Below are 24,159 nucleotides of genomic sequence, written 5' to 3'. Positions count from 1 at the left end.
TCGTTTTATCGACATTTTGCAAGTCTTTATCAAGAAAGGGGATTTGTGATGAATTGGGAAGTTGAAGTCATCAGAAACAAAGAAGATCTGATCCGTGACACGCAGAAGTTTTTGCAGATCAACAGCGTAATGGACGAATCAACAGCCGGTCCCGGCCGGCCGTTTGGAGAAGGCGTCAATGCCAGCCTGACGTCACTGCTGGAATTCGGTAAAAAAGAAGGCTTCACCGTAAAGAATCTTGACGGCTATGCGGGCCATATTGAATGGGGAACGGGTGACGAAATCGTCGGCGTTTTGTGCCACGTCGATGTCGTTCCGCCCGGAGACGGCTGGACGAGTGATCCGTTTTCAGCCGATATCAGGGACGGCCGGATATATGCCAGAGGCGCCATTGATGATAAAGGGCCGACAATGGCCGCGTTTTATGCGCTGAAAATCGTCAAAGACATGCAGCTCCCTTTATCCAAACGCGTGAGAATCATCATCGGAACGGATGAAGAAAGTGATTGGAGATGCGTGGATCACTACTTCAAACACGAAAAAATGCCTGACATCGGCTTTGCTCCTGACGCAGATTTTCCGATCATTAACGCGGAAAAAGGAATTATAGATGCGTCACTGCGCATTGTAAAAAACGCTTCTGACAAAGACGCAAAAAACGTGCTTCTGTCATTCCGTTCAGGACTGCGCTTGAACATGGTGCCGGATGCGGCTGAAGCGGTTATTGAAGGGAACGGTATTGATGCCGTGCACGCATATTTCAGCAAATGGCTTGAGCAGTCAAAAACACAAGGTGAAGCAGTTTCGGAAAATGGAAAACTGACGCTTCGGGTATACGGGAAATCATGCCACGGGATGGAACCGGATAATGGTATCAATGCCGGCTTAAAGCTTGCTGAATGCCTTAACGGAACAGAGCTGGATGGAGCCGGAAAGCACTTTGTCAAAACCGTCAGTGACTATTTTTTAAATGATACACGAGGCAAAAAGCTGAAAATTGATTGCAGGGATGACATCAGCGGAGAGCTTACATTGAATGTCGGCACCTTTACATACAGAAAGGGTGAGGATGGAGAACTCGGCATCAACATCCGTTATCCCGTCACTTCAGACAGCAAAGTTATCCGTGATGCTTTTACGTCTGCTGAAGAATTCCGGCTTGAAGAATTTAAAGACAGCAAACCGCACCACGTTTCTGCCGATCATCCGCTCGTAAAGACGCTTCAAAAGGTTTACGAAGGACAGACGGGAAAGAAAGCGGATCTGATTTCAATCGGCGGAGGAACGTATGCGAGATCCCTTTCGGCGGGCGTCGCGTTCGGGCCGCTGTTCCCCGGCCGGCCTGACAGCGCGCATCAAAAGGATGAGTACATTGAAATCGATGACCTTCTCAGGTCAACGGCTTTATATGCCGAAGCCATTTATGAACTTGCCAAGTGATAATAAAAAGGGACGCCGAAAGCGGCATCCCTTTTTATCATTCAAATGACCATAAATCCGTTGATAAATAACGTTCTCCCGTATCGGCCGTCATACAGATGACGATCTGTTCGGAAGGGAGGCGTTTGGCGGTTTCAATGGCGGCGAAGCAGGCGGCGCCTGAAGACGGGCCGACGAGTATGCCTTCTTCCCGGGCCAGACGACGTGTTGTCGTATACGCATCTTCATCAGATATTTTCATGATTTCATCGTAAACGTCCTGATTCAGTATGCCGGGAATAAATCCGGGGCTTGTCCCGACAAGCTTATGAGCGCCGGGTTTTCCGCCAGACAGGACGGGAGATCCGGCAGGCTCGGCGACATGAACAATCATATCCGGGAAAAGCTCTTTCAGCGTTTCTCCGGTTCCGGTAATGGTTCCGCCCGTTCCCGCCGTTGCCACAAAAGCACCGAGCGGTCTGTTGAGCTGCTGAACGGCCTGATAGATTTCAATGGCGGTCGTTTTTCGGTGGGCATCTGGATTTGCGCCGTTATCGAATTGCATCGGGATAAAACTTCCCGGAATCTGTTCGGCGAGTTCTTTCGCTTTTTTGATGCTGCCGGGCATTCTTTCCGCCCCCGGTGTTAACACAACCTCCGCGCCATACGCTTTCAGGAGGTTGATGCGTTCTTTCGTCATCGTGTCAGGCATGACGAGGATTGCCTTGTAGCCGCGCGCCGCCGCGTTCATCGCCAGGCCGATGCCTGTGTTGCCGCTTGTCGGTTCGATGATGACAGAGCCGGGTTTTAAATGCCCGCTGTTTTCCGCTTCAATGATCATATTGTAAGCCGCTCTGTCTTTGACACTGCCGCTCGGGTTAAACGATTCTAATTTTAAATAGACCTGTGCTGCATGTTCTGGCTGAAGGCGATTGAGCTTTACGATCGGTGTGCCGCCGATCAGCTCCGCCGTGCTGTTTACGATTTTCAAGGCCGGCTCATTCCTTTCTGTATAAAACGTTCGGTACATAATATCCTATCATAATGAGCGGACAGGGTTCTCCTCTCCGCTTATCCGTTTTATAATAACACCATAACCAAAGAGGGGGAGATCCTCGTATGAAAGCTTCATTGCCGCATTATTTTATCGGCATTCCGATTCCGGCTGACATTGCTGAACCGATTTGGGAAGCAGCCAAAAAGGAGCCGGCGTTATCATTCAAAAAATGGGTGCACCCGCATGACTATCATATTACGCTCATTTTTCTCGGAGCCGCGGATGAAGAACGGCTTGCGAAATTATCGTCTCTGCTCGCAGATGCTGCGTCGGCAGCGCAGCCGTTTACCGTACAGTTTCAGCATCTGGATATTTTCGGCGACCGCAGACAGCCGAGAGTGCTTCACCTTGAGCCCGAACGGAATGAACTGCTCTTTGATTTGCGGGAAAAAACAAAACAGGCTGTTTTGAAAGCCGGTTTTCAAGTGGAAAAACGGCCGTATCACCCTCATATGACGATGGCGCGGAAGTGGGCGGGAGACCGGCCGTTTTCTGACGATGTGCCGTTTGAAAGCGGCAGGGTGCAAAGTGCCGTCAGCAGGTTTTCCCTGTTTCAGACCCATCTTGACCGGTCGCCTAAATACGAAGAAATCGCACAGTTTCAATTGACATAAACAAATATTCGGAGTGGAGAAATCACATGGCACAGATCATCAAAATTCACGACTGCATATCCAGATATGAACTTGATCCATACCATTATATGAACCAGTTTATCCGGCTGAAGAAAGAACGCTGGGAGGCGCTTCTTGAAGCGTTTGACCGGATAACGGAAGAAACGGAAACGGCTGCCGGCGGGGAAACCGATCAAGCGCCGGCCAGGAAAAAATTTTCCTTAAAAAAGAGAAAAGAAGAAAATACGGCCGATATAAATGAAAAGAGGCACCAATGGTTTGATGAACCGGAGGGAGAAGAGGCGCTGTTCGGGAATCTTCCGTCTCAAAAGTCTGAGCTCGCGCCTTTTTTCAAAGATCAGCTGTATGACTTTCAATTAAAATGGGCGAGCTCCACGCTTTCTCAAAAGTCTGAGCTTTCGCAGGCGGTCAAAAGGGACAGGATGTTAAAAATGCTGGCTCAAAAACTGCCCGATTCCTATTTTGTGATGTATCATCCGGTTCTGCAAATTCAGCAGGCGTCCGTCGAACTGAGCATTATCATCATCTCGCCGCTGGAGATTTTCTGCGCCGCTTTTATGGAAGCGGAAGAGGACAGTGTATATATCGGATCAAAACACCGTTTTTGGGAAGAAAGAGGCTCCGGCAGCACGCGCCAAGTATTGAATCCGTCTCTCAGCCTGCACCGGACGGGCTCGGTCGTTTCGCAAATCGTAAAAGAAAAGCAGGCCGACATTCCCGTGCGGAAGCTTTTGCTCAGCAGAACGTCTTATATTGATTACCCGGAGCCGCCGTACGGGCTGGAAATAGCTGATAAACGGACTGCCGCAGGGTGGCTGGAAAAGCAGCAGAAAAATACGGCGCCGATCAAGCACCATCAGCTGAAGGCGGCGAAGGCTCTTTTGTCTTACGGCTTGAGCGATTCAAGCCGGAGACAGGAATGGCTTGATTAAAGCGGACGTTTGCCGGCTGTCTCTTCATCTATGAAGCAGGTGAAAACAAACGATGAGTCAATGGTTTTTTATTATTAATCCGGTCTCAGGAGGCGGGCGGGGCCGGCGTGTCTGGAAATCAGTTCAAAAAGAGCTGACCAGGCGCGGGGTCAGCCACCGCTCTTTTTTGACCGGGCATCCCGGACATGCGGAGGTGCTGGCAAGACAGATTTCAATGATGCAGGATCATAAGCTTAAGCGGCTGTTCGTCATCGGCGGTGACGGGACGATGCATGAAGTCATTAACGGACTGAAAGGAACGGATCAGATTGAGCTGACCTTTGTGCCCGCAGGTTCGTACAATGACTTTTCCAAAGGGCTCGGTATTAAGAAGTCGGCGCTCCTCCAAGAAATCAAAAGTCTGCACCGCCCGCTTACACGGAAATTTTTTGCGGGAAACATCAACTTTTTTCATGACAAAGCGCAATCACTCTATTTTATTAACCACCTGTCTGTCGGCTTCGATGCCTCAGTTTTGAAGGCAGCCGCGAATTTTCCGTTTTCGCGCGTTCTTCGGTTTTTGCGTCTCGGCTTTGTGATTTACCCGCTCGCGCATTTACATACGGCCTCGGGGTTTCAGCCGTTCAGATTTGTTTGCACGGCAGACGGCCAGAAGCGTGAATTCCGCAATGTCTGGTTTGTCATTGCGGCTAATCACCCTTATTACGGAGGCGGCATGAAAGCGGCGCCTTCAGCAAATCCCCGTCAAAACTATTTTGATATTGTCATTGCAGAAAACCTGTCCTTTTTTTCGCTGTATCGTTTTTTATGGGCGATGAGCTTCGGCCGGCATATCAAAATGGACGGAGTGACGATGATAAAGGGGAAGGAATTCGTTTTTGAAACAGATGGGAAAATTCCGTTTCACGCTGACGGCGAGCTGATCGGAACGACGCCGTTTCGGCTTATGCCGGGCGGTGCGCCATTGAAAATAAAAACATAATAAACAAATGAAACCCGTCAATTGTTTCACGGCAACAGAGCGGTTCGCGGCATAAATCTTCAGAATTCACAGGTGTTCTTGCTAGTTTTGCTTGACGAAGTTTGTGCTGTAGCGCTAAAATTTATAGGACGGCTATTGATTAGCATATGAGACTCTCAATAGCTGTCTTTTTTATTCTCATGAAATTGTTTATGACAGGCCGCTCCGCCAATAGAGAAAGGCTGGAGGCCTATTCTAAAATATTTTAAGAAATGATGGGTTGAACATTGATATGAACTGGTTGGGACAATTACTAGGTAGCGATTGGGAGATCTTCCCCGCCGGAGGAGCTACAGGAGATGCATATTATGCGAAACATAACGGCCAACAGCTTTTTTTAAAACGTAATAGCTCGCCCTTTTTAGCCGTGTTATCCGCCGAAGGCATTGTTCCGAAGCTGGTTTGGACAAAACGGATGGAAAACGGAGACGTCATTACGGCTCAGCATTGGATGGCGGGCAGGGAGCTGAAGGCAAAGGATATGAGCGGACGCCCGGTGGCTGAGCTGCTCCGCAAAATCCACACATCAAAAGCTTTGCTCGACATGCTGAAAAGATTGGGAAAAGAACCGCTTGATCCGGGCGCCCTTTTGTCGCAGCTGAAGCAGGCCGTCTTTGCCGTGCGGCAATTTTCGCCTCTTATTCAGGAAGGCCTTGCTTATTTGGAAGCTCATGTGGATCAGGTGCAATTCGGTGAAAAAGTCGTTTGCCATTGTGATGTGAATCATAATAACTGGCTTCTGTCTGAAGACAACCAGCTGTATTTAATAGATTGGGACGGCGCCATGATAGCCGATCCGGCCATGGATCTCGGCCCTTTATTGTATCATTACGTCGAAGAGCCAGCGTGGGACAGCTGGCTTGGGATGTACGGCATGAAGCTCACGGAAGGGCTTCGGCTGCGGATGGCGTGGTACATGTTATCGGAGACCATCACCTTCATCGCCTGGCACAAATCAAAAGGAAACGACAAAGCGTATCATGATGCCATGGAAGAGCTTCATGCCCTGATGAAGCGGATTGTCAAGTAGTCAGGAGTACGAATCCATCTGCTCCACCCATTGGGACAAATGGTTTTGGTGCTCCTGAATATGCGTGTCGATGGAATCGGCCGTGATGCCGGACTGGCTGTAGCGGTAGACATCCTCGAGCACGTTTTTTATATTTGAATCAAGCCCGGTGTTGGCCATCAGTGATTTGATGACGCGCTCCAGCTGTTCATACTCGGCAACCGTGCCGCAGCAATCCAATTGATGGTCGGCCAATATGTCCTTTAATAACCGGACCTGATGTTCGCTTGTTAAGCCCATGATTCATATACACATCCTTTCTGTGTCATACATTGTGCAAAGCGGTGCGGTTTTATGCATCACATGAGTGTTCCGGACCGGGGAGCCTCTTTTTTTATGCGGCCGGCGCCTTTAAAAGGCGCTTGCGGCTCTTTATGTTTCATGGTATGTTGTTACTCGAAATTATAGATAGAGGTGTCAATCATATGAGAATGCGCCATAAACCTTGGGCGAATGATTTTCTGGCAGAAAACGCTGACATCGCCATCAGTGATCCGGCCCAGTATAAAGGGCGGTGGAATACGGTCTTTGGCAATGACAACCCGATCCATATTGAAGTCGGTACGGGAAAAGGGCAGTTCATTTCAGGAATGGCCAAGCAGAATCCGGATATCAACTATATCGGAATTGAGCTGTTTAAAAGCGTCATCGTCACTGCCGTCCAAAAAGTAAAGGACAGCGGGGCTCATAATGTCCGTTTGTTAAATATAGACGCGGAAACACTGAATGACGTATTTGAACGGGGAGAAATCAAGCGCGTTTATTTAAACTTTTCTGACCCGTGGCCGAAAAACCGTCACGAAAAGCGCCGTTTAACATTTAAAACGTTCTTGAAAAAATACGAAGAAGTGATGGGCGAAACAGGTGAGATTCATTTCAAAACCGATAACCGCGGTTTATTCGAATACTCTCTGAAAAGCTTTTCCGAATACGGCCTGCTTCTGACAGAAGTCAGCCTAGATCTGCACAACAGCGATCCGAAGGGCAATATTATGACAGAATACGAAGAAAAATTCTCCGCACTCGGCCAGCCGATTTACCGGGCCGAAGTTGAATGGAGAACAAAAGACAGACTCTGATGCGGGAGTCTGTTTTTTTATGCCGCCATTTGCTACCATTATATCAGGAGGGATCAAGATGGAGACATTGAATATTGGGAATATTTCATTAACATGGCTGGACGGCGGTGTAACACATATGGACGGCGGAGCGATGTTCGGCGTTGTCCCGAAGCCTTTATGGTCGAGAAAATACCCCGTAAATGACAAAAACCAGATTGAATTAAGAACAGACCCGATTCTGATCAGAACAAACGGCCTGAATATATTGGTTGACGCGGGTATCGGCAGAGGGAAATTTTCTGATAAACAAAAAAGGAATTACGGTGTAACACAGGAATCCAATTTAAAACACTCTCTTCGTGAACTCGGGCTTTCCTGTGAGGACATTCATATTGCGGCGATGACCCATCTTCATTTTGACCATGCATGCGGCTTGACGGAATACAGCGGAGAGGAGCTTGTCTCTGTTTTCCCGAATGCCCGCATTATCACTTCTGCAACAGAGTGGCGCGAAATGAGAAACCCTAATATCAGATCGAAAAATACATATTGGAGAGAAAATTGGGAGGCGGTACAAGATCAGGTCGAAACCTTTGAGAACGAGTATCAGCTGACAGAAGGCATTACGATGCACCACACCGGAGGCCACAGCGACGGCCACAGTGTCATCGTCTTAGAAGACGGCGGGGAGACGGCTGTGCATTTTGCCGACCTGATGCCGACGAATGCGCATAAAAATCCGTTATGGGTGCTGGCCTATGATGATTATCCGATGACCTCCATTCCGCAAAAGCAGAAATGGCAGACGTTCGCGGCAGAAAAAGGCGCCTGGCTGATTTTCTATCACGACGCGATTTACAGAGCGGTAAAATGGGGAGAAGACGGCGAAGTGGCTGCATCTGTCAAACGGGAGAGAAAATAAGCGGATCGATGATTTACCTGTATGAATTTCGGGAATAAAAGCAAACCTAAGACAAATTGCTTTGAAAGGAAGAGACAGGTGAATCAATTTCAAGTGACGAAAGATGGAGAAATCAAAACAACTCTGCGCGGATTAGAAGTGCTTTCTACGCCTTTTTTAAATAAAGGGGTGGCCTTTACACAGGAGGAAAGAAAGGAACTCGGGCTCGAGGGATTTCTGCCGCCGAAAGTATTGACAATCGAAGAGCAGGCGAGGCGGGCCTACGAACAATTCAGTTCGCAGCCTGATGAGCTGAGCAAAAATGTGTACTTGACCGCTCTCCATGATCGGAATGAAACATTATTTTACAGGCTGTTAAATGATCATTTAGGCGAAATGCTGCCGATCGTATATACGCCGACCGTCGGCACCGCGATCCAGCGTTACAGCCACGAGTACAGAAAACCCCGCGGTCTGTATTTGTCAATAGATGACCCTGAAGGAATGCGCGCCGCATTTCAGCAGTTCGGAAAAAATGAAAACATTGACTTGATCGTTGCGACAGATGCGGAGGGCATTCTGGGAATCGGTGACTGGGGCGTCGGCGGCATCGCCATTTCTGTCGGAAAACTCGCGGTGTATACGGCGGCCGCCGGAATTGATCCGTCACGAGTGCTTGCGGTCGTTTTGGACGCGGGGACAAATCAAGAAAGCCTCTTAAATGACCCGCTGTATGTCGGAAACCAGCATTCAAGAGTGCGCGGCGAGAAATATGACCGCTTTATTGATGAGTATGTCTCGCTTGCCCGGGAAACATTCCCGAATGCGCTGCTTCATTGGGAGGATTTCGGCACGGCTAACGCCCGCGGCATATTAAAACGGTATAAAGATAAAGTCTGTACGTTTAACGATGACATTCAAGGAACGGGCGCGGTGTCGCTTGCAGCTGTTTTAGCGTGTGCGAAAGCATCAAAAGTGCCTTTAAAAGAGCATAAAGTCGTCGTCTTCGGCGCGGGAACGGCCGGTATCGGAATTGCTGAGCAGCTGCGTGAAGCTATGGTGCATGACGGATTAAGCGAAGAAGAATCGTACAGCCGCTTTTGGTGTATCGACAGAAACGGATTGTTGACGGATGATATGAAGGACTTGCGTGATTTTCAGGTTCCGTACGCCCGCCCTGCTGATGAAGTGAAAGAGTACGGCCGCAGCGGTGAAGGCGGATCAATTGATCTGGCGGAGACGGTGCGTCAGGCCAAGCCGACGATCCTGATCGGCACATCCACCGTCTCAGGCGCATTTACGGAAGAAATCGTCAAAGAAATGGCTTCACATGTCAAACGGCCGGCTATTTTGCCTATGTCAAATCCGACGACATTATCAGAAGCAAAACCTGAAGATTTAATTAAATGGACGGAAGGCCGCGCGCTTGTCACAACGGGAAGTCCGTTCCCGCCTGTTGCGTATAACGGCGTTACCTACCATATCGGACAGGCGAACAACGCGCTCGTATTCCCGGGACTCGGGCTCGGAACGATTGTGACAAAAGCAAGGCTCATTACGGACAATATGTTCGTTGCCTGCGCGAATGCCATCGCCGGTATGGTGGACGTCGGCAAGCCGGGCGCGCCGATGCTTCCGAAAGTGGAGGATCTCAGGACGGTATCGGCAACCGTGGCGGTAGCTGTAGCTAAAGCTGCGATTCAGGACGGTGTAGCTGAAACGGAACCTGAGGATCTGATCCAAGCGGTTCAGGACGCGATGTGGAACCCCGTATATAAACGAATTCGGCCGATGTAACCGAATAAAGCCCAAAACGCTGATGGTTTTGGGCTTTATTTTTTGCTTGTCCGAATTATGAGGCGACAGAATCAATGACATCGACAATCTGGCCTGTTTTTGCATTGACCATAACTTCATATTGCTCCAGTTCGCCGAATGCCGAACGTGTCACGCCGGTTTTGTATACCTGGATGGTTTCTCCGTTTACCTGGTAGGGCTCCGGCTCTGTGTAAATCCATGATCCGTCTATCGGCCCGCGCTGTTTAAAAGCCGCTTTCACGATACGGAGCGCTTTTTCTGAAGAGATATAAGGTTTCATCGCATACTTTTTCACTGCGATGGCAGCGCATAATCCGACTCCTGCACCTAAGAGAAAATGACGTAATTTCAATATGAAGCACCTCCAATTATGTCGTAGTTTTTATTATACAGAAGATGCCAGACGGTGTTAAGTAAAGCGGCGGTTTTACAGCCCATTCAATCTGAGCGCTTGGAAAACGGTTGTTTTTCTAATAAAATAAAAGCATTACATAGAAATGAGGGGAAAATATGAATGAGGAAACGAAAACGCTTTTCCGGACGCTGACGCAGCTTCCCGGCGCACCGGGAAATGAACATCAGGTCCGCTCCTTTATGAAACGGGAGCTTGCGAAATATGCGGATGACATCGTGCAGGACAGACTCGGAAGTGTTTTCGGAGTAAGGCGCGGCGCTGAAGATGCGCCGACCGTTATGGTAGCCGGGCATATGGATGAAGTCGGGTTTATGGTGACACAGATTACGGATAACGGCATGCTGAGATTTCAGACGCTCGGCGGCTGGTGGAGCCAGGTGCTGCTTGCCCAGCGCGTCGAGGTGCAGACGGATAACGGACCGATTATCGGCGTCATCTCAAGCATCCCGCCCCACATTTTAACGGATGCCCAGCGCGCAAAGCCGATGGAGATCAAAAATATGATGATTGATATCGGTGCCGATGACAGAGAGGACGCGGTCAAAATGGGGATCAGACCGGGACAGCAGGTCGTGCCGGTCTGCCCGTTCACCCCGATGGCCAACGAGAAGAAAATATTGTCCAAAGCGTGGGATAACCGCTACGGCTGCGGGTTAAGCATTGAACTATTAAAAGAGCTGCACGGAAAAGACCTGCCGAACAATCTGTACGCCGGGGCCACCGTTCAGGAGGAAGTCGGCTTAAGAGGGGCGCAGACAGCCGCCAACATGATTCAGCCTGATCTTTTCTTCGCGCTTGATGCCAGCCCGGCAAATGATATGAGCGGCGATAAGGAGCTGTTCGGCCGTCTCGGCGAGGGGGTGCTGCTCCGCATTCTCGACAGAACGACGGTCATGCACCGCGGGATGAGAGAGTTCGTCCTTGATATGGCGGAAACGCACAATATCCCTTATCAATATTTCGCTTCAGGCGGAGGAACGGATGCCGGACGCGTCCACATATCAAACAGCGGGGTTCCGTCTGCCGTCATCGGCATTTGTTCAAGATACATTCATACAAATGCCGCTATCATCCATGTCGATGATTATGCCGCGGCGAAAGAAATGCTCATTAAGCTGGTCATGGCGAGTGACAAACAGACGGTCGAAACGATCAGAGAAAATGTGTAAAAAAATAAGCAGTCAATAAGTCCCTTTGAATACTTATTGACTGCTGTTTTTACATTCTGTTTTAAGCCGCATGATCGAGACAGTTCTTTGTTGTGAATATAAGTGTAAAGCGTATTGTAAATAGAATTAGGTAACATATATTATTTTTCAATATTATTATCAAAATGGTTCCGATCCAGATAAACAACCTTCGAACCTTTATTGCAATGATAAACGTTTTTAAATCAAAAACATGCTGCAAGCATTGAGATGAGCAGCGATTTCACAAAGTCGAGTCATTTGCATTTTTATTTGTTCTGCAAGAAGGTATGATTATGACAAAAAAGACAAATATAAACTTTCCTCTTGAACTGATTAATACTGAAGTGGTGAGTGTAGGTAAGCAGGACCGCATAAAGGCGGCCTGCTTATTCTGTTTCAAATAAATAAGAGAGTGCTTTCATCGCTTGATTTACGGTTTCGACCGTGATATTCGCTTTTCCGGAAAGCTCTTTCAGCGGATGATGAAGTTCTTTCGGACGGATGAGAATGAGCGGCTTTCCTTTTGCGATGGCATAAGAAGCATCCATCGCGGTATTCCACTGTTTATATTTCTCGCCAAACAGGGCGATCACAAAATCGGCTTTTTCCATCAGCACCTCTGTACGGAAATTGTTGATATCAGAAGCTCTGGCGTCTTTTAAAACAGAATCGGGCTGCACGCCCATAATCTCTTCTCCGATATTGTCTGAGCGTTCATGGTTTTCCATCGGACCGACAAACGTAATCGGCAGGTTCAGCGCTTTTGCTTTTTGTTTGATTTCATCCCGCCAATCACTGTGGATTTCACCCGCTAAATACACGACAAACTGCATCTTTAGCCCCTCCTTATGTACATATTCAGATTTTCGTACGGCTACAAGCAAAATGGTAAACGAAACTTGCTTGATAATGCAAATGAAATATGATAATGATATTGCATATAGTTGGTCTTGCCGTAAACAGTCTGGTATGATCCAATTGGACAAACATCAGCATATAAAAACTCATAATCCAGATGGAGGAATGACAATGAAAAAGATTGAAAGCACGGAAGAATTGCAAAAAGCGGTACAAGACGATTGGGCGGTATTTATGTTTTCAGCGGATTGGTGCCCGGACTGCCGCTTTGTGGAGCCGTTTCTCCCTGAGCTGGAAGCGGACTTTCCTGAATTCACTTATTACTACGTAGACCGCGATCAATTTATTGATACATGCGCGGAATGGGAAATTTACGGCATTCCGAGCTTTGTTGTGTTTAACGGAGGAAAAGAAGTGAACCGCTTCGTCAGCAAAGACCGTAAAACAAAAGAAGAAATTGAGCAATTTTTAACCGATTCCCTTGCTAAAGCATAAAGGAGGCCACGGGCTTTGAAAATGACGTCAAGGAAGCTGGCGGATTTATTAAAACAGCGCCTGCAGCACGAGAACCGATCCTTCTTTTTTGACAGAGAAAAAGACAACCTCCGTGTTGAGGATCAAACGACCAAAAAAGGCATCACATTGGAGCTCCCGCCGATCATTGCGAAGTGGGAGACGAAAAAAGAAGAAGCGATCGACGAAATCGTCTACTATGTGTCAGAAGCGATGGAGGCGATGGAAGGAAGCGGACAGGAGATGTCCGGAAAGGAAGCCGGAATCTATCCGGTCATCCGCTCCACGTCATTTCCCGATCAAACGAGCGACGGCATTCCGCTCGTGTATGATGACCATACGGCCGAAACGAGAATTTACTACGCGCTTGACCTCGGCAAGACGTACCGCTTAATTGACAGCCGTATGCTCGAGAAAGAAAACTGGACAAAAGAACGGATCAGGGAGACGGCGTCATTCAATCTCCGCTCTCTTCCTTCGGTCGTGAAACAGGATACGGTTGCGGATAATTATTTTTATTTTTTCAGGGCGAATGACGGCTATGACGCCAGCCGGATTCTCAATGATTCGATTCTTCATGAATATAAGCAGGCCGCTGAAGGCGAATTGGCGATTTCCGTCCCGCATCAGGATGTATTAATACTTGCTGACATTCGAAATGAATCGGGTTATGATATTTTAGGGCAAATGTCCATGAGCTTCTTTGCAAGCGGCACGGTGCCGATTACGGCCCTTTCATTTCTGTATAATGAAGGCAGACTGGAACCTGTGTTTATCATGGCGAAAAGCCGGCCGAAAAAGGATTAGAAAGGATTTTTCTTATGAACGCTTTTTACAATAAAGAAGGTGTGGGAGATACGCTTCTGATCTCTCTTAAAGATGCAGCACGCGAAGAAATCGGCTATGAAAGAGAAGGCGATGTCGTCAGAATCTTTAACAAAGAAACAAAAGAAACGACGGGCTTTAACATTTTTAACGTGTCTTCTTACTTACAGATTGAAGACAACGGCCCCGTCGCTTTGTCTGAGACTTTCGTACAGGATGTGAATGAAATACTGAACAGAAACGGCGTTTCAGAAACGCTGACGGTTGACCTTTCTCCGAAATTTGTTGTCGGTCACGTTGAATCGAAAGAAAAACATCCGAATGCGGATAAACTGAATATCTGCCAAGTGAATGTCGGAGAGGAAACCCTTCAAATCGTTTGCGGCGCGCCGAACGTGGACAAAGGGCAAAAAGTCGTCGTCGCTAAAGTCGGTTCGGTAATGCCGAGCGGACTTGTGATTAAAGACGCTGAATTAAGAGGCGTTCCGTCAAGCGGCATGATCTGCTCCGCGAAAGAACTCGCTTTGCCGGATGCGCCGGCGGAAAAAGGGATTCTTGTTCTTGAAGACAGCCGCGAGGCCGGCGAAGCATTTCAATTCTAACTCCCATAAATAAGCGCACAGAATCGAATGATGTGAGAGAAAGCCGTTAAGCAGGCCTGCTTAACGGCTTTCTTCAGTTGGGAGCTTAATCTTTTCTGAGCCGCCCGGCAATGGTATACTAAATATCGTCCCAGACTACTAAAAAGGGAGTTAGAGAGTGATTAAACATGAGTTGGCTGAATAAATTTTTTGACTTATTTTTAGGTGAAAAAGAAGAAGAGCATGAACGTGAACCGAACACGCATGCCCAAATCCAGAAACAGCAAATACCGGATCAGCCAGAAGGCAAATTAACGCGCATGGAAGATCCTAAAATATATTACGAATATCCGAAAGGGAATTTCCGCTTCCCGGTCGTTCCGGACGGCTATAAGCGAACGGAGCAAAACCAAAGACAGCGGGAAAGGCACGAACGCCGCCAGCCGTCCCGGGGTTATGCCGCCGGGAAGGAGCAAACGGAGCGGAAACAGCATACACATAAAGAGCCTGATACGGTGAAAAAGCCCTTTAAACCGTCATCCATTCCTTCACCGGTTTACGGCTTTCAATCTCAGCACAGCATCAAAAAAGCGCCTATTTCCGAAAAGCGGCGTGAAGAGAACGTAACATTGCTGTCAGAGGAGCAATTTGTTCCGCCAAAATCCGGTCAGGAAACGGAAAAAGAGCCCGTCTTCACAACATCCGGTATAACAAAACAGACGAATGACCGGCCAGAACCGTTTGCGAAACAAGAAACGGAAGAAATTCCGGCCGTTAAAAAAGAGGAGCTTCACACGGAGGCTGAGAATGCAAAAGAGCAAGTGTTTGCAGCACCAGAACCGCAGCAGGCTGAAGAGCTGGAGCACACCGAAAGCGCGGAGTCTGCCGGCTTTACAGAAGAACAAGAGCATGAACAAACCCGCCCGCAGCCTATAAGAGAGCCTGAGTCTGAAGCATCCCGAACGGCTGAAAACACAGAGGAACAAGCGGCGCCGGAGGGGGAACATCAGGAGCCTGAGCCGGAAAAAGCACCGCCTTTTGAAACCGCAGAAGAACCGGTGTATACATACACAGAACCCGGATACGAGGAAATTCAGCCGCAGTCTGAAGACAAGCCCGAATCAGCTGAACCCGACGCGAAACAGGAAGCAGACTCTCAGCCTGAGTACAATGAAGCAGAGCGGCATTCAGACCCCGAGCCTGAACCTGTAAGCATTGAGACGGCCGATGCCCCATCCCGGCCTGCCGAAGAAAAAACGGAGCATCACGGACAGCCTCAGACTGTGAGAAAAGCGGAGCAGCCGAAAGAGCGCAATGTTCCGTTTAACGTCATGATGCTTAAAAGCGATAAACACAAGCAGACGAAGACGCCAGAGGGCGGAGCGAGCTATGTCTTTCCGAATCTGTCGCTTCTGGACGTACCGCCGGCGCAAAGACATGACGACCAATCGTGGATTGAAGAACAGCGCGAGCTTTTAAACGTTACACTGAAAAACTTTAATGTGCGCGCCCAAGTCGTTCATGTCACACAAGGCCCGTCCGTCACACGTTTTGAAGTGCATCCTGAGCCCGGAGTGAAAGTAAACAAAATTACAAACTTAGCAGATGATATTAAACTGAGCCTGTCTGCCAAGGATATTCGGATTGAGGCGCCGATCCCCGGTAAAAACACGATCGGCATTGAAGTTCCGAACCGCGTAAGCAAAGTCGTCGATTTAAGGCAGATGATCAGAAGCGCCGCTTTCAGGACGAATCCGTCTCCGCTTACAGCCGCGCTCGGTGTCGATATTTCCGGAAACCCGGTCGTCATTGATTTGAAAAAGATGCCGCACGGGTTGATAGCGGGTGCGACAGGATCGGGAAAAAGCGTCTGCATCAATACCATTTTGGTCAGTCTGCTTTATAAGGCGGATCCGAGTGATGTCAAAATGCTTCTGATTGATCCGAAAATGGTCGAGCTTGCGCCTTATAACCAAATTCCGCATTTGGTCAGCCCCGTCATCACGGACGCCAAAGCCGCGACCGCCGCGTTAAAATGGGTTGTGGAAGAGATGGAACGGCGGTATGAACTGTTTGCCCATTCGGGTGTGAGAGATATCGGACGCTTTAATGAATTAACGGCCGATCATAAGACAGGCGAAAAGCTCCCTTACCTCGTAGTGGTCATTGATGAGCTTGCCGATTTAATGATGGTCGCGCCGAACGATGTGGAAGAAAGCATCGCCAGAATCGCGCAGAAAGCGAGAGCCTGCGGCATTCATCTGCTTGTCGCGACACAGCGTCCGTCTGTCGATGTCATTACCGGAATGATCAAGGCGAACATACCGACGAGGATTGCATTCTCCGTCTCAAGCCAGGTAGATTCCAGAACGATCATCGACATGGCGGGAGCGGAAAAGCTGCTCGGAAAAGGCGACATGCTGTACTGGGAAAACGGTACCGGAAAACCGGTGCGCCTGCAGGGCAACTTTGTATCCGACAGAGAGATTGACCGCGTCGTCTCTCATGTCAGAAAGCAGCTGCCGCCTTCTTATTTGTTTGAACAGGAAGAACTGATCAGGCAGGGAACCGCCCTTAAGGAAGAAGACGAACTGTTTCCTGAGGCGTGCCAATTCGTCGTGGAGCAAAACAGCGCCAGCACCTCAAGCCTTCAAAGAAGGTTCAGAATCGGTTATAACCGCGCCGCGAGGCTGATTGACATGATGGAAGCCGAAGGCATGATCTCAGAAGCGAAGGGCAGCAAACCGCGTGAAGTGCTGATTACGGCCGCTGACATTTCTCAAGAATAAGAATATCGTTCATTTTTCTCACAAACATGGTATGATAGTGGATGGACCATCAAAACTGCATCACTGTCACGCGCTGAAATATCATGCGGCAGGTTTAATCAAAAAGAAAGTTACAGATACTGACGATAACGTAAAAATAAATGGAAGCGCCGCTGTGCGGGCTTTTCGCCCGCTGCGGTCGCAAAATGAAATGAGCGTCATATACTGGGGAACAGATAGACGTTTGTTGGAGGTACGATTATGACTGTTTATCATTTTGTTGGAATAAAAGGGACAGGTATGAGCCCGCTTGCTCAAATCCTGCATGATACGGGGTATCAGGTGCAGGGATCGGATATCGAGAAGCAGATTTTCACTCAGGCTGCCCTTGAAAAAAGAAATATCCCGATCTATCCGTTCAGCGCCGATAACATCAAACCCGGCTTAACGGTAATCGCCGGAAACGCATTCCCTGATTCTCATCCGGAAATTGCAAAGGCGCTCGATGAAGGGATTCCTGTCATCAGATATCATAAATTTTTAGCTGAATATATGAAAAAATACACAAGTGTCGCGGTAACGGGCGCACACGGCAAGACGTCCACAACGGGCCTCTTGGCACACGTGATGCAGCAGGCGAAGCCGACTTCGTTTCTTATCGGGGACGGAACGGGCAGAGGAAATGAAAGCAGCGAATACTTTGTATTTGAAGCTTGCGAGTACCGCCGTCATTTCTTAAGCTATCAGCCTGATTATGCGATTATGACGAATATTGATTTTGACCACCCTGATTATTTCGCCAACATTGACGATGTGTTTGATGCTTTCCAAAACATGGCGCTTCAAGTCAACAAAGGCATCATTGCCTGCGGTGATGACGAGTACCTGCCGAAAATTCACGCCAATGTGCCTGTCGTTTATTACGGCACGGGAGAAGAAAACGATTTTCAAGCGAGAAACATCGTAAAAAATACGGAAGGCACGACATTTGACGTCTTTGTCCGCAATACGTTTTACGATACGTTCTACATCCCGGCATACGGCCATCATAATGTCCTCAATTCCTTAGCGGTCATTGCGCTCTGCCACTATGAAGAGATAGACGTGAACATGATTAAGCTCGGACTTGAATCATTCGGCGGCGTCAAACGCAGATTCAATGAAAAAGTGATCGGCAGCCAGGTACTGATCGACGACTACGCCCACCATCCGACTGAAATCAAAGTCACGATTGAGGCGGCGCGCCAAAAATATCCCGAACGTGAAATCATCGCGGTATTTCAGCCGCATACGTTTACACGGACGCAATCATTCCTGGATGAATTCGCAGAAAGCTTAAGCGCGGCCGACCGCGTGTATCTGTGCGACATTTTCGGCTCTGCCCGTGAGAACGTCGGCAAGCTCACGATCACGGATCTTCAGGAAAAAATCGATAACGCAGAACTCATTGAAGAAAATGACACTTCCGTGTTAAAAGCGCATGAAGGCGCAGTACTGATCTTCATGGGCGCCGGAGACATTCAAAAATATATGAGGGCCTATGAAAACGTCATAGCGTAACGAAAAAGCAGTGGGGCTCTCACTGCTTTTTTGCGCGTGCTGCAAAGGGATTTACCGATAAACGGAGAAATAGTATACATACAGACCTTTCATATATGTTTATCATTTTAAGAATTGGGTATATACCACTATATCCTGCATTAAGGAGGTATTAGATGATCATCATTCTTTACTTAAGCGTCGCACTCATTGCCGTTGCATTTCTCATCCTCGTCATCTATCTGTCCAAAACATTAAAGTCCGTGCAGATGACTTTAACAAACGTAGCCTCGACTTTAGACGGCCTTGAAGGGCAGATGAAAGGCATTACCGCAGAGACAGCCGAGCTGTTACATAAGACAAACCGTCTCGCGGAAGACATTCAGGAAAAATCAGAGAAATTAAATACGGTTGTCCATGCTGTCCAGGAAGTGGGAACTTCCGTCCAGCAGTTTAATACATCCATAAAGCAGGCAGCAGGTTCCGTTACGGCCTCTGTAAGAGAGAATCAGGACAAGATCAGTCAGGTTGTCACCTGGAGCCAGGCCGCTATGGAAATATGGGACAAGTGGAAGCAAAAGAAAAAAACATCGCTTTAATCATAAGAAAAATCCACTAAGGAGGAATCATAATGAGCAAAGATGGAATCAATAGTAAGGATTTTTTAATCGGAACGCTGATCGGGGGAATTATCGGCGCGACAACGGCGCTGTTTCTGGCGCCTAAATCAGGTAAGGAGCTGCGCGACGATCTCGGCAGTCAGGCTTCTGCGTTAAAGGATAAGACGGACAGAATGACGGCCGACGCGAAAGAAAAAGGCTCTCAATATGTCAGCATCGCCAAGGACAAAACATCTAATATCACCCAGCTGGTAGCTGATCAGTCAGGTCAGATTATGAATAAAGTGAAGGATTTAAAAGACCGTTCTAAGAGCACACTAACCGAGAAAGCCGAAGAGACGAGAAGCGAAATGCAGGACACGGCCCAAAGCATCAAGGCCGAAGCGGAAGACGCCGGGGAAAAAGCCGGTCAGGCAAATCGCTGATCTTCAATAAGGAGAGATAACCGACATGACAAAACAGCTGATATCGTCTGAAGAAGAGTTCAAAAATGCCGCTGAGAAAGAAAACACGCTCGTGTTTTTAAAACACAGCACAACCTGCCCGATCAGCCAAGCCGCGTTTCAGGAGTTTGACGCCTTTGCATCGGAGCATTCAGAAGTACCTTCTTATTACCTGCATGTGCAGGACAGCCGGCCGCTTTCAAACTATATCGCCGAGGCATACGGCGTGAAACATGAAAGCCCGCAAGTATTCGTTATTACAAACGGCGAAGTGAAATGGCACGCGTCTCATTCACAAATCACAAAAAACGCAATAGAGCAGCACCTTTCATAATTGCTGGCCGCCGGTTGATACCGGCGGTTTTTTTTTGAAAAAAACTATTGATCATTTCAGCCGGATCATGTAGGATATCAATATATACTGCTTCAACGCATAAAAGCTTAAAAGCGTTTTTGTGATAAAGTCGAATGTGAAAAAATTTATTATTTCATATTCCTATTTTCGCATAACTGTAGTAAGATGCATGTTAACCATTAAAATAAAACATAGCATAGAAGGGATGAAAAAGATGAGCAACAAGGAATTAGAGAGTCTAAGACAGCAGGCAGACGCACTAAACTTAGAAATCCTTAAATTAATCAATGAACGCGGAGCCGTTGTAAAAGAAATCGGTAAAGCAAAGGAAGCACAGGGTGTCAACCGATTTGACCCTGTCAGAGAGCGTACAATGCTTAACCGCATTATTGAAAGCAATGACGGCCCATTTGAAAACTCAACGATCCAGCATATTTTCAAAGAAATTTTCAAAGCCGGACTTGAACTTCAAGAAGAGGATCACAGCAAAGCGTTGCTCGTCTCCCGGAAGAAAAAAGCAGAAGATACGATCGTTGACATTAAAGGTGAAAAAATCGGTGACGGCGATCAGAGATTCATCGTCGGACCTTGTGCCGTAGAAAGCTATGAGCAGGTTGCCGAAGTCGCGGCCGCAGCGAAAAAACAAGGCATTAAAATCCTGCGCGGGGGCGCGTTTAAACCCCGCACAAGTCCGTATGATTTCCAAGGTCTCGGCGTAGAAGGCCTGCAAATTCTTAAACGCGTCGCTGATGAATATGACCTCGCGGTGATCAGTGAAATCGTAACGCCCGCCCACATTGAGCAAGCGATTGATTACATTGACGTCATTCAGATCGGCGCGCGGAACATGCAAAACTTTGAATTGCTGAAAGCCGCCGGTTCCGTTAAAAAGCCGGTATTGTTAAAACGCGGTCTTGCCGCAACAATTTCAGAGTTCATCAATGCAGCTGAATACATCATGTCACAAGGAAACGACCAAATCATTCTTTGTGAGCGCGGAATCAGAACGTACGAAACGGCAACGAGAAACACACTCGACATTTCTGCCGTGCCGATTTTGAAACAGGAAACTCACTTGCCGGTGTTTGTTGACGTCACACACTCAACAGGCCGCCGCGATCTCCTGCTTCCGACAGCAAAAGCGGCGCTTGCGATCGGCGCTGACGGCGTGATGGCCGAAGTACACCCTGATCCTTCCGTTGCCCTTTCAGACTCTGCGCAGCAGATGGATATCCCTGAATTCGAGAAATGGCTGAACGAATTAAAGCCGATGCTGAAAGTAAAAGCATAATACAACGTTCCGCTCTTTAAAGGCCGCCTCGCGCGGCTTTTTTTTCGTATCTTCATTTTATTTAATTATAAAATGAAAGTGAACGTTTTCATCATTGGGAAAAACGTGTATAATTTCATGAGAGATATTTAAATTTGATGAATAATGAAAAATAATGTACACTACTGACTTACGCTTACAATCATAAACGACAGAATGCGAAATCGTACGACATTTCTTTACATAAAGTGTTTATGCTATAGATAAGGATAAGTGTATCCAGTAAAAGGAGTGGTTTCAGTGAGCAACATTACGATATACGATGTGGCCAGAGAAGCAAATGTCAGTATGGCGACTGTTTCCCGCGTCGTGAACGGCAACCCGAATGTAAAACCGACGACCAGAAAAAAAGTATTGGAAGCCATTGACCGGCTCGGCTACCGCCCGAACGCGGTGGCAAGAGGGCTTGCAAGCAAAAAAACGACAACGGTCGGCGTCATCATCCCTGATATCTCAAGCATTTTCTACTCGGAACTTGCGCGTGGAATTGAAGATATCGCGACGATGTACAAATATAATATTATCTTAAGCAACTCGGATCAAAATCTTGAGAAAGAACTGCATCTGTTAAATACGATGCTCGGCAAACAAGTGGACGGTATCGTATTTATGGGCGGCAACATTACGGACGAGCATGTCGAAGAATTTAAGCGCTCTCCTGTGCCGATCGTCTTGGCTGCATCAGTGGAAGAACAGGGCGAGACGCCTTCTGTCGCCATTGATTATGAACAGGCGATTTATGATGCCGTTAAGCTTTTCATTGATAAAGGGCATCGCGATATTGCATTCGTCTCCGGACCGATGCAAGAGCCGATCAACCGTTCGAAAAAACTGCAAGGGTACAAACGGGCGCTTGAAGAAGCGGCGATTCCGTTTAACGAGCAATTCGTAGCGGAAGGCGATTACACTTATGATTCCGGTATGGAGGCGCTTCAAAGCTTGATGGGCCTTGACCGGAAACCGACGGCGATTCTTTCTGCGACGGATGAAATGGCCCTCGGCATTATCCATGCGGCCCAAGATCAAGGTCTTTCGATACCTGATGATCTTGATATTATCGGTTTTGACAATACGAGATTGAGCCTGATGGTCCGCCCTCAGCTTTCAACAGTCGTGCAGCCTACGTACGATATCGGCGCCGTGGCGATGAGACTTTTGACAAAACTGATGAACAAAGAGCCGGTTGAAGAGCATATCGTCGAATTGCCTCACCGCATCGAATTAAGACAATCAACCAAGTCATAAAAAAACGGAAAAGCAAGCTTCACTCTGAGGGGTGGAATCTTGCTTTTTTACTTGAGTAAGGAGAAGATATGAAACGTTTTGATTATCTGACGCCCGTTGGCTTTATGTTAGGCTGTATTATTGTCGCAATCGGTATTCTGTCAGGGACGGGACTGGCGGGAATCAGTTCATTTTTGGATCTGACTTCTTTTTTAATCGTCACAGGCGGCCTTGCCGCGGCGGTCTTTATCAGCTTTCCGCCGAGGGATTTAAAGAAAACCCCTTCTGTTCTGAAACAGGTATTCTCCCGTCAGGATGACAATGTGAAAGAGCTTGTCAGAGTATTTGTCAGCCTTTCGGAGCAGGCGCGCAGGCAGGGGCTGCTGTCTCTGGATGACCAGGCGCGGGAGATCAAGGATCCGTTTTTAAAAAAAGGGCTTTTGCTTGCGATTGACGGCTGGGACGAGGAAACGATCCGGCTGGTGATGGATTCTGAGATCGCCGCAATGGAAGAAAGACACAGAAAAGGAAGACGCGTTTTTGAAAAAGCCGGTGATTTCGCACCCGCCTGGGGAATGATCGGGACGCTCGTCGGACTCGTTCTCATGCTCAAAAACTTAAATGACCCGCATACCCTCGGACCGAACATGGCCGTTGCGCTATTGACGACGCTGTACGGAGCGCTGCTTGCCAATTTGGTGTTTATCCCAATCGCGGCAAAGCTTGAAGAAAAAACGGAAAGTGAAATTTTCATCAAACAGGTCATGATCGAAGGGGTTGTCGGCATCCAATCGGGCAAAAATCCCCGCAACCTCGAAAGTCAGCTCGTCGTCTTCAGCTCAAGAGAAGACTGGCGTAAAGGACAGCCTGCGAACAAGAAAAAGGGCGCTGTCCATGAAGCTTAGAAAAGAGCGTTTTGAAAGAAGAAACAAACCGGAACATTCCGGCGGTTCACCGAGATGGATGGTGACGTTCGCTGACTTGATCACGCTCATTCTCGTGTTCTTTATCTTGCTTTTTTCGATGTCGCAAATAGACGCGGAAAAATTTCAATCTGCCGTTTCATCGATTCATACAAACGGCAGCGGAGGTGAACCGGCGTCATCAGACAAAGCAAACGAAAATAAAGAACAGGATTTGCTGTTACAAAACGTGAAGACATACATAAAAGCGCATCATTTGAGTTCCAAATTGACGGCGAAGCGCGATGAGCGCGGAGTGGTTCTTGTGCTGCAGGAGGCCGTTCTGTTTCAGACGGGAAAAGCGGATGTGCTGAAAAACGCCGAGCCGGTTCTGCATCAGATCGCGGTGCTTTTAAAAACAATTCCGAATGACATACAGGTAGAAGGCCATACGGACAGCCGCCGGATTTCCACCTATCAATTCCCGTCGAACTGGGAGCTGTCGTCTGCAAGAGCGGCGAGTGTGATCCGGTATTTTACCGCGAATGAAGACTTTTCCGCCAAACGGTTTATCTCTGCCGGGTATGCGGATACGAAACCTGTGAAGGACAACAAAAGTCCCGGACATATGAAAGAAAACCGCCGTGTAGAAATCGTGATCAAAAAAACGACCTCCTCATAAG

Annotated in this window: 25 protein-coding genes; 21 read left to right on the top strand and 4 right to left on the bottom strand. The window is 48.0% G+C overall.

The genetic code is table 11. From position 1 onward, the window contains the following. The first annotated feature begins 48 nt into the window (after positions 1-48). Positions 49-1,440 (top strand): dipeptidase PepV, encoded by a 1,392-nt coding sequence (pepV, locus tag HAP68_RS13920; protein ID WP_015387836.1) that lies wholly within the window; start codon positions 49-51, stop codon positions 1,438-1,440. Between the two features lie 37 nt (positions 1,441-1,477). Here pepV and cysK read toward each other — a convergent pair whose 3' ends face one another. After that, the gene (gene cysK, locus HAP68_RS13915) at positions 1,478-2,449 is read right to left on the bottom strand and encodes a cysteine synthase A (protein ID WP_020954278.1); all 972 of its coding nucleotides are present in this window, start codon (positions 2,447-2,449) and stop codon (positions 1,478-1,480) included. A gap of 89 nt (positions 2,450-2,538) precedes the next feature. On the opposite strand from cysK, the gene thpR reads away from it, so the two are divergent. The 4 genes from thpR (at position 2,539) to HAP68_RS13895 (ending at position 6,094) form a co-directional block, all read left to right on the top strand. Then, the gene (gene thpR, locus HAP68_RS13910) at positions 2,539-3,090 is read left to right on the top strand and encodes an RNA 2',3'-cyclic phosphodiesterase (RefSeq protein ID WP_003152349.1); all 552 of its coding nucleotides are present in this window, start codon (positions 2,539-2,541) and stop codon (positions 3,088-3,090) included. A 26-nt stretch (positions 3,091-3,116) separates the two neighbouring features. Continuing rightward, positions 3,117-4,043 (top strand): hypothetical protein, encoded by a 927-nt coding sequence (locus HAP68_RS13905; RefSeq protein ID WP_024085700.1) that lies wholly within the window; start codon positions 3,117-3,119, stop codon positions 4,041-4,043. 52 nt (positions 4,044-4,095) lie between these two features. Continuing rightward, a complete protein-coding gene (locus tag HAP68_RS13900) occupies positions 4,096-5,025 on the top strand; it encodes a YegS/Rv2252/BmrU family lipid kinase (RefSeq protein WP_024085699.1) in 930 nt (309 codons plus the stop codon). Between the two features lie 271 nt (positions 5,026-5,296). Then, complete coding sequence (locus tag HAP68_RS13895) at positions 5,297-6,094, top strand: phosphotransferase family protein (RefSeq protein ID WP_003152355.1); 798 nt, start codon at positions 5,297-5,299, stop codon at positions 6,092-6,094. Here the strand turns inward: HAP68_RS13895 and HAP68_RS13890 are convergent, their stop codons facing one another. Further along, a complete protein-coding gene (locus tag HAP68_RS13890) occupies positions 6,095-6,373 on the bottom strand; it encodes a YtzH-like family protein (protein ID WP_003152357.1) in 279 nt (92 codons plus the stop codon). Between the two features lie 185 nt (positions 6,374-6,558). Between HAP68_RS13890 and trmB the strand changes: the two genes are divergently transcribed. From trmB to HAP68_RS13875, 3 genes are all read left to right on the top strand, one after another. Next, complete coding sequence (trmB, locus tag HAP68_RS13885; protein WP_003152359.1) at positions 6,559-7,212, top strand: tRNA (guanosine(46)-N7)-methyltransferase TrmB; 654 nt, start codon at positions 6,559-6,561, stop codon at positions 7,210-7,212. A 58-nt stretch (positions 7,213-7,270) separates the two neighbouring features. Further along, a complete protein-coding gene (locus HAP68_RS13880; protein ID WP_003152361.1) occupies positions 7,271-8,116 on the top strand; it encodes a YtnP family quorum-quenching lactonase in 846 nt (281 codons plus the stop codon). A 78-nt stretch (positions 8,117-8,194) separates the two neighbouring features. After that, the gene (locus tag HAP68_RS13875; protein WP_024085698.1) at positions 8,195-9,892 is read left to right on the top strand and encodes an NAD-dependent malic enzyme; all 1,698 of its coding nucleotides are present in this window, start codon (positions 8,195-8,197) and stop codon (positions 9,890-9,892) included. A 55-nt stretch (positions 9,893-9,947) separates the two neighbouring features. On the opposite strand, the gene HAP68_RS13870 is transcribed toward HAP68_RS13875, so the two are convergent. Beyond that, positions 9,948-10,265, bottom strand: coding sequence for a PepSY domain-containing protein (locus HAP68_RS13870; RefSeq protein ID WP_003152366.1), 318 nt, complete (start codon positions 10,263-10,265; stop codon positions 9,948-9,950). Between the two features lie 158 nt (positions 10,266-10,423). On the opposite strand from HAP68_RS13870, the gene HAP68_RS13865 reads away from it, so the two are divergent. Further along, positions 10,424-11,497, top strand: coding sequence for a M42 family metallopeptidase (locus HAP68_RS13865; RefSeq protein WP_003152370.1), 1,074 nt, complete (start codon positions 10,424-10,426; stop codon positions 11,495-11,497). Between the two features lie 407 nt (positions 11,498-11,904). Here HAP68_RS13865 and HAP68_RS13860 read toward each other — a convergent pair whose 3' ends face one another. Beyond that, entirely contained in the window at positions 11,905-12,351 is a 447-nt protein-coding gene (locus tag HAP68_RS13860) for a YtoQ family protein (protein WP_003152372.1), read from the bottom strand. Positions 12,352-12,547: 196 nt separating this feature from the next. Here HAP68_RS13860 and HAP68_RS13855 point away from each other — a divergent pair, with 196 nt between their 5' ends. From HAP68_RS13855 to motS, 12 genes are all read left to right on the top strand, one after another. Continuing rightward, a complete protein-coding gene (locus HAP68_RS13855; protein WP_003152373.1) occupies positions 12,548-12,871 on the top strand; it encodes a thioredoxin family protein in 324 nt (107 codons plus the stop codon). 15 nt (positions 12,872-12,886) lie between these two features. After that, complete coding sequence (locus HAP68_RS13850) at positions 12,887-13,696, top strand: DUF1444 domain-containing protein (RefSeq protein ID WP_024085697.1); 810 nt, start codon at positions 12,887-12,889, stop codon at positions 13,694-13,696. A 14-nt stretch (positions 13,697-13,710) separates the two neighbouring features. Then, positions 13,711-14,316 (top strand): YtpR family tRNA-binding protein, encoded by a 606-nt coding sequence (gene ytpR, locus HAP68_RS13845; protein WP_024085696.1) that lies wholly within the window; start codon positions 13,711-13,713, stop codon positions 14,314-14,316. Positions 14,317-14,483: 167 nt separating this feature from the next. Then, positions 14,484-17,084 (top strand): DNA translocase FtsK, encoded by a 2,601-nt coding sequence (locus HAP68_RS13840; RefSeq protein WP_024085695.1) that lies wholly within the window; start codon positions 14,484-14,486, stop codon positions 17,082-17,084. Between the two features lie 240 nt (positions 17,085-17,324). Beyond that, a complete protein-coding gene (murC, locus tag HAP68_RS13835) occupies positions 17,325-18,623 on the top strand; it encodes a UDP-N-acetylmuramate--L-alanine ligase (protein ID WP_003152377.1) in 1,299 nt (432 codons plus the stop codon). Between the two features lie 155 nt (positions 18,624-18,778). Beyond that, positions 18,779-19,201 (top strand): DUF948 domain-containing protein, encoded by a 423-nt coding sequence (locus tag HAP68_RS13830; protein ID WP_003152378.1) that lies wholly within the window; start codon positions 18,779-18,781, stop codon positions 19,199-19,201. Between the two features lie 32 nt (positions 19,202-19,233). Beyond that, entirely contained in the window at positions 19,234-19,647 is a 414-nt protein-coding gene (locus HAP68_RS13825) for a YtxH domain-containing protein (RefSeq protein WP_003152380.1), read from the top strand. 25 nt (positions 19,648-19,672) lie between these two features. Then, positions 19,673-19,999, top strand: a complete 327-nt coding sequence (gene ytxJ, locus HAP68_RS13820) for a bacillithiol system redox-active protein YtxJ (RefSeq protein WP_003152382.1) — start codon at positions 19,673-19,675, stop codon at positions 19,997-19,999. Between the two features lie 235 nt (positions 20,000-20,234). Further along, positions 20,235-21,311 carry a bifunctional 3-deoxy-7-phosphoheptulonate synthase/chorismate mutase gene (locus HAP68_RS13815; RefSeq protein WP_003152383.1) on the top strand — a complete coding sequence of 359 codons (1,077 nt, stop codon included), beginning with the start codon at positions 20,235-20,237 and terminating at the stop codon, positions 21,309-21,311. A gap of 279 nt (positions 21,312-21,590) precedes the next feature. Continuing rightward, a complete protein-coding gene (gene ccpA / locus HAP68_RS13810) occupies positions 21,591-22,595 on the top strand; it encodes a catabolite control protein A (protein WP_003152385.1) in 1,005 nt (334 codons plus the stop codon). 68 nt (positions 22,596-22,663) lie between these two features. Continuing rightward, a complete protein-coding gene (gene motP, locus HAP68_RS13805) occupies positions 22,664-23,479 on the top strand; it encodes a flagellar motor protein MotP (RefSeq protein ID WP_003152386.1) in 816 nt (271 codons plus the stop codon). Continuing rightward, complete coding sequence (motS, locus tag HAP68_RS13800; RefSeq protein ID WP_003152387.1) at positions 23,469-24,158, top strand: flagellar motor protein MotS; 690 nt, start codon at positions 23,469-23,471, stop codon at positions 24,156-24,158. Before motP ends, motS begins: the two co-directional genes overlap by 11 nt. Position 24,159: the final 1 nt, after the last annotated feature.

The organism is Bacillus sp. Bvel1 (assembly GCF_014872755.1).
GTDB classification, from domain to species: Bacteria; Bacillota; Bacilli; order Bacillales; family Bacillaceae; genus Bacillus; species Bacillus velezensis.
This window is presented reverse-complemented; position numbering and strand designations above follow the sequence as displayed.

What these genes read in the sequence shown, in the direction of transcription:
- pepV (WP_015387836.1), top strand. Translation starts at nt 49, where the DNA reads ATGAATTGGGAAGTTGAAGTCATCAGAAACAAAGAAGATCTGATCCGT.
- cysK (WP_020954278.1), bottom strand. Translation starts at nt 2,449, where the DNA reads ATGTACCGAACGTTTTATACAGAAAGGAATGAGCCGGCCTTGAAAATC.
- thpR (WP_003152349.1), top strand. Translation starts at nt 2,539, where the DNA reads ATGAAAGCTTCATTGCCGCATTATTTTATCGGCATTCCGATTCCGGCT.
- HAP68_RS13905 (WP_024085700.1), top strand. Translation starts at nt 3,117, where the DNA reads ATGGCACAGATCATCAAAATTCACGACTGCATATCCAGATATGAACTT.
- HAP68_RS13900 (WP_024085699.1), top strand. Translation starts at nt 4,096, where the DNA reads ATGAGTCAATGGTTTTTTATTATTAATCCGGTCTCAGGAGGCGGGCGG.
- HAP68_RS13895 (WP_003152355.1), top strand. Translation starts at nt 5,297, where the DNA reads ATGAACTGGTTGGGACAATTACTAGGTAGCGATTGGGAGATCTTCCCC.
- HAP68_RS13890 (WP_003152357.1), bottom strand. Translation starts at nt 6,373, where the DNA reads ATGGGCTTAACAAGCGAACATCAGGTCCGGTTATTAAAGGACATATTG.
- trmB (WP_003152359.1), top strand. Translation starts at nt 6,559, where the DNA reads ATGAGAATGCGCCATAAACCTTGGGCGAATGATTTTCTGGCAGAAAAC.
- HAP68_RS13880 (WP_003152361.1), top strand. Translation starts at nt 7,271, where the DNA reads ATGGAGACATTGAATATTGGGAATATTTCATTAACATGGCTGGACGGC.
- HAP68_RS13865 (WP_003152370.1), top strand. Translation starts at nt 10,424, where the DNA reads ATGAATGAGGAAACGAAAACGCTTTTCCGGACGCTGACGCAGCTTCCC.
- HAP68_RS13860 (WP_003152372.1), bottom strand. Translation starts at nt 12,351, where the DNA reads ATGCAGTTTGTCGTGTATTTAGCGGGTGAAATCCACAGTGATTGGCGG.
- HAP68_RS13855 (WP_003152373.1), top strand. Translation starts at nt 12,548, where the DNA reads ATGAAAAAGATTGAAAGCACGGAAGAATTGCAAAAAGCGGTACAAGAC.
- ytpR (WP_024085696.1), top strand. Translation starts at nt 13,711, where the DNA reads ATGAACGCTTTTTACAATAAAGAAGGTGTGGGAGATACGCTTCTGATC.
- HAP68_RS13840 (WP_024085695.1), top strand. Translation starts at nt 14,484, where the DNA reads ATGAGTTGGCTGAATAAATTTTTTGACTTATTTTTAGGTGAAAAAGAA.
- murC (WP_003152377.1), top strand. Translation starts at nt 17,325, where the DNA reads ATGACTGTTTATCATTTTGTTGGAATAAAAGGGACAGGTATGAGCCCG.
- HAP68_RS13830 (WP_003152378.1), top strand. Translation starts at nt 18,779, where the DNA reads ATGATCATCATTCTTTACTTAAGCGTCGCACTCATTGCCGTTGCATTT.
- HAP68_RS13825 (WP_003152380.1), top strand. Translation starts at nt 19,234, where the DNA reads ATGAGCAAAGATGGAATCAATAGTAAGGATTTTTTAATCGGAACGCTG.
- ytxJ (WP_003152382.1), top strand. Translation starts at nt 19,673, where the DNA reads ATGACAAAACAGCTGATATCGTCTGAAGAAGAGTTCAAAAATGCCGCT.
- HAP68_RS13815 (WP_003152383.1), top strand. Translation starts at nt 20,235, where the DNA reads ATGAGCAACAAGGAATTAGAGAGTCTAAGACAGCAGGCAGACGCACTA.
- motP (WP_003152386.1), top strand. Translation starts at nt 22,664, where the DNA reads ATGAAACGTTTTGATTATCTGACGCCCGTTGGCTTTATGTTAGGCTGT.
- motS (WP_003152387.1), top strand. Translation starts at nt 23,469, where the DNA reads ATGAAGCTTAGAAAAGAGCGTTTTGAAAGAAGAAACAAACCGGAACAT.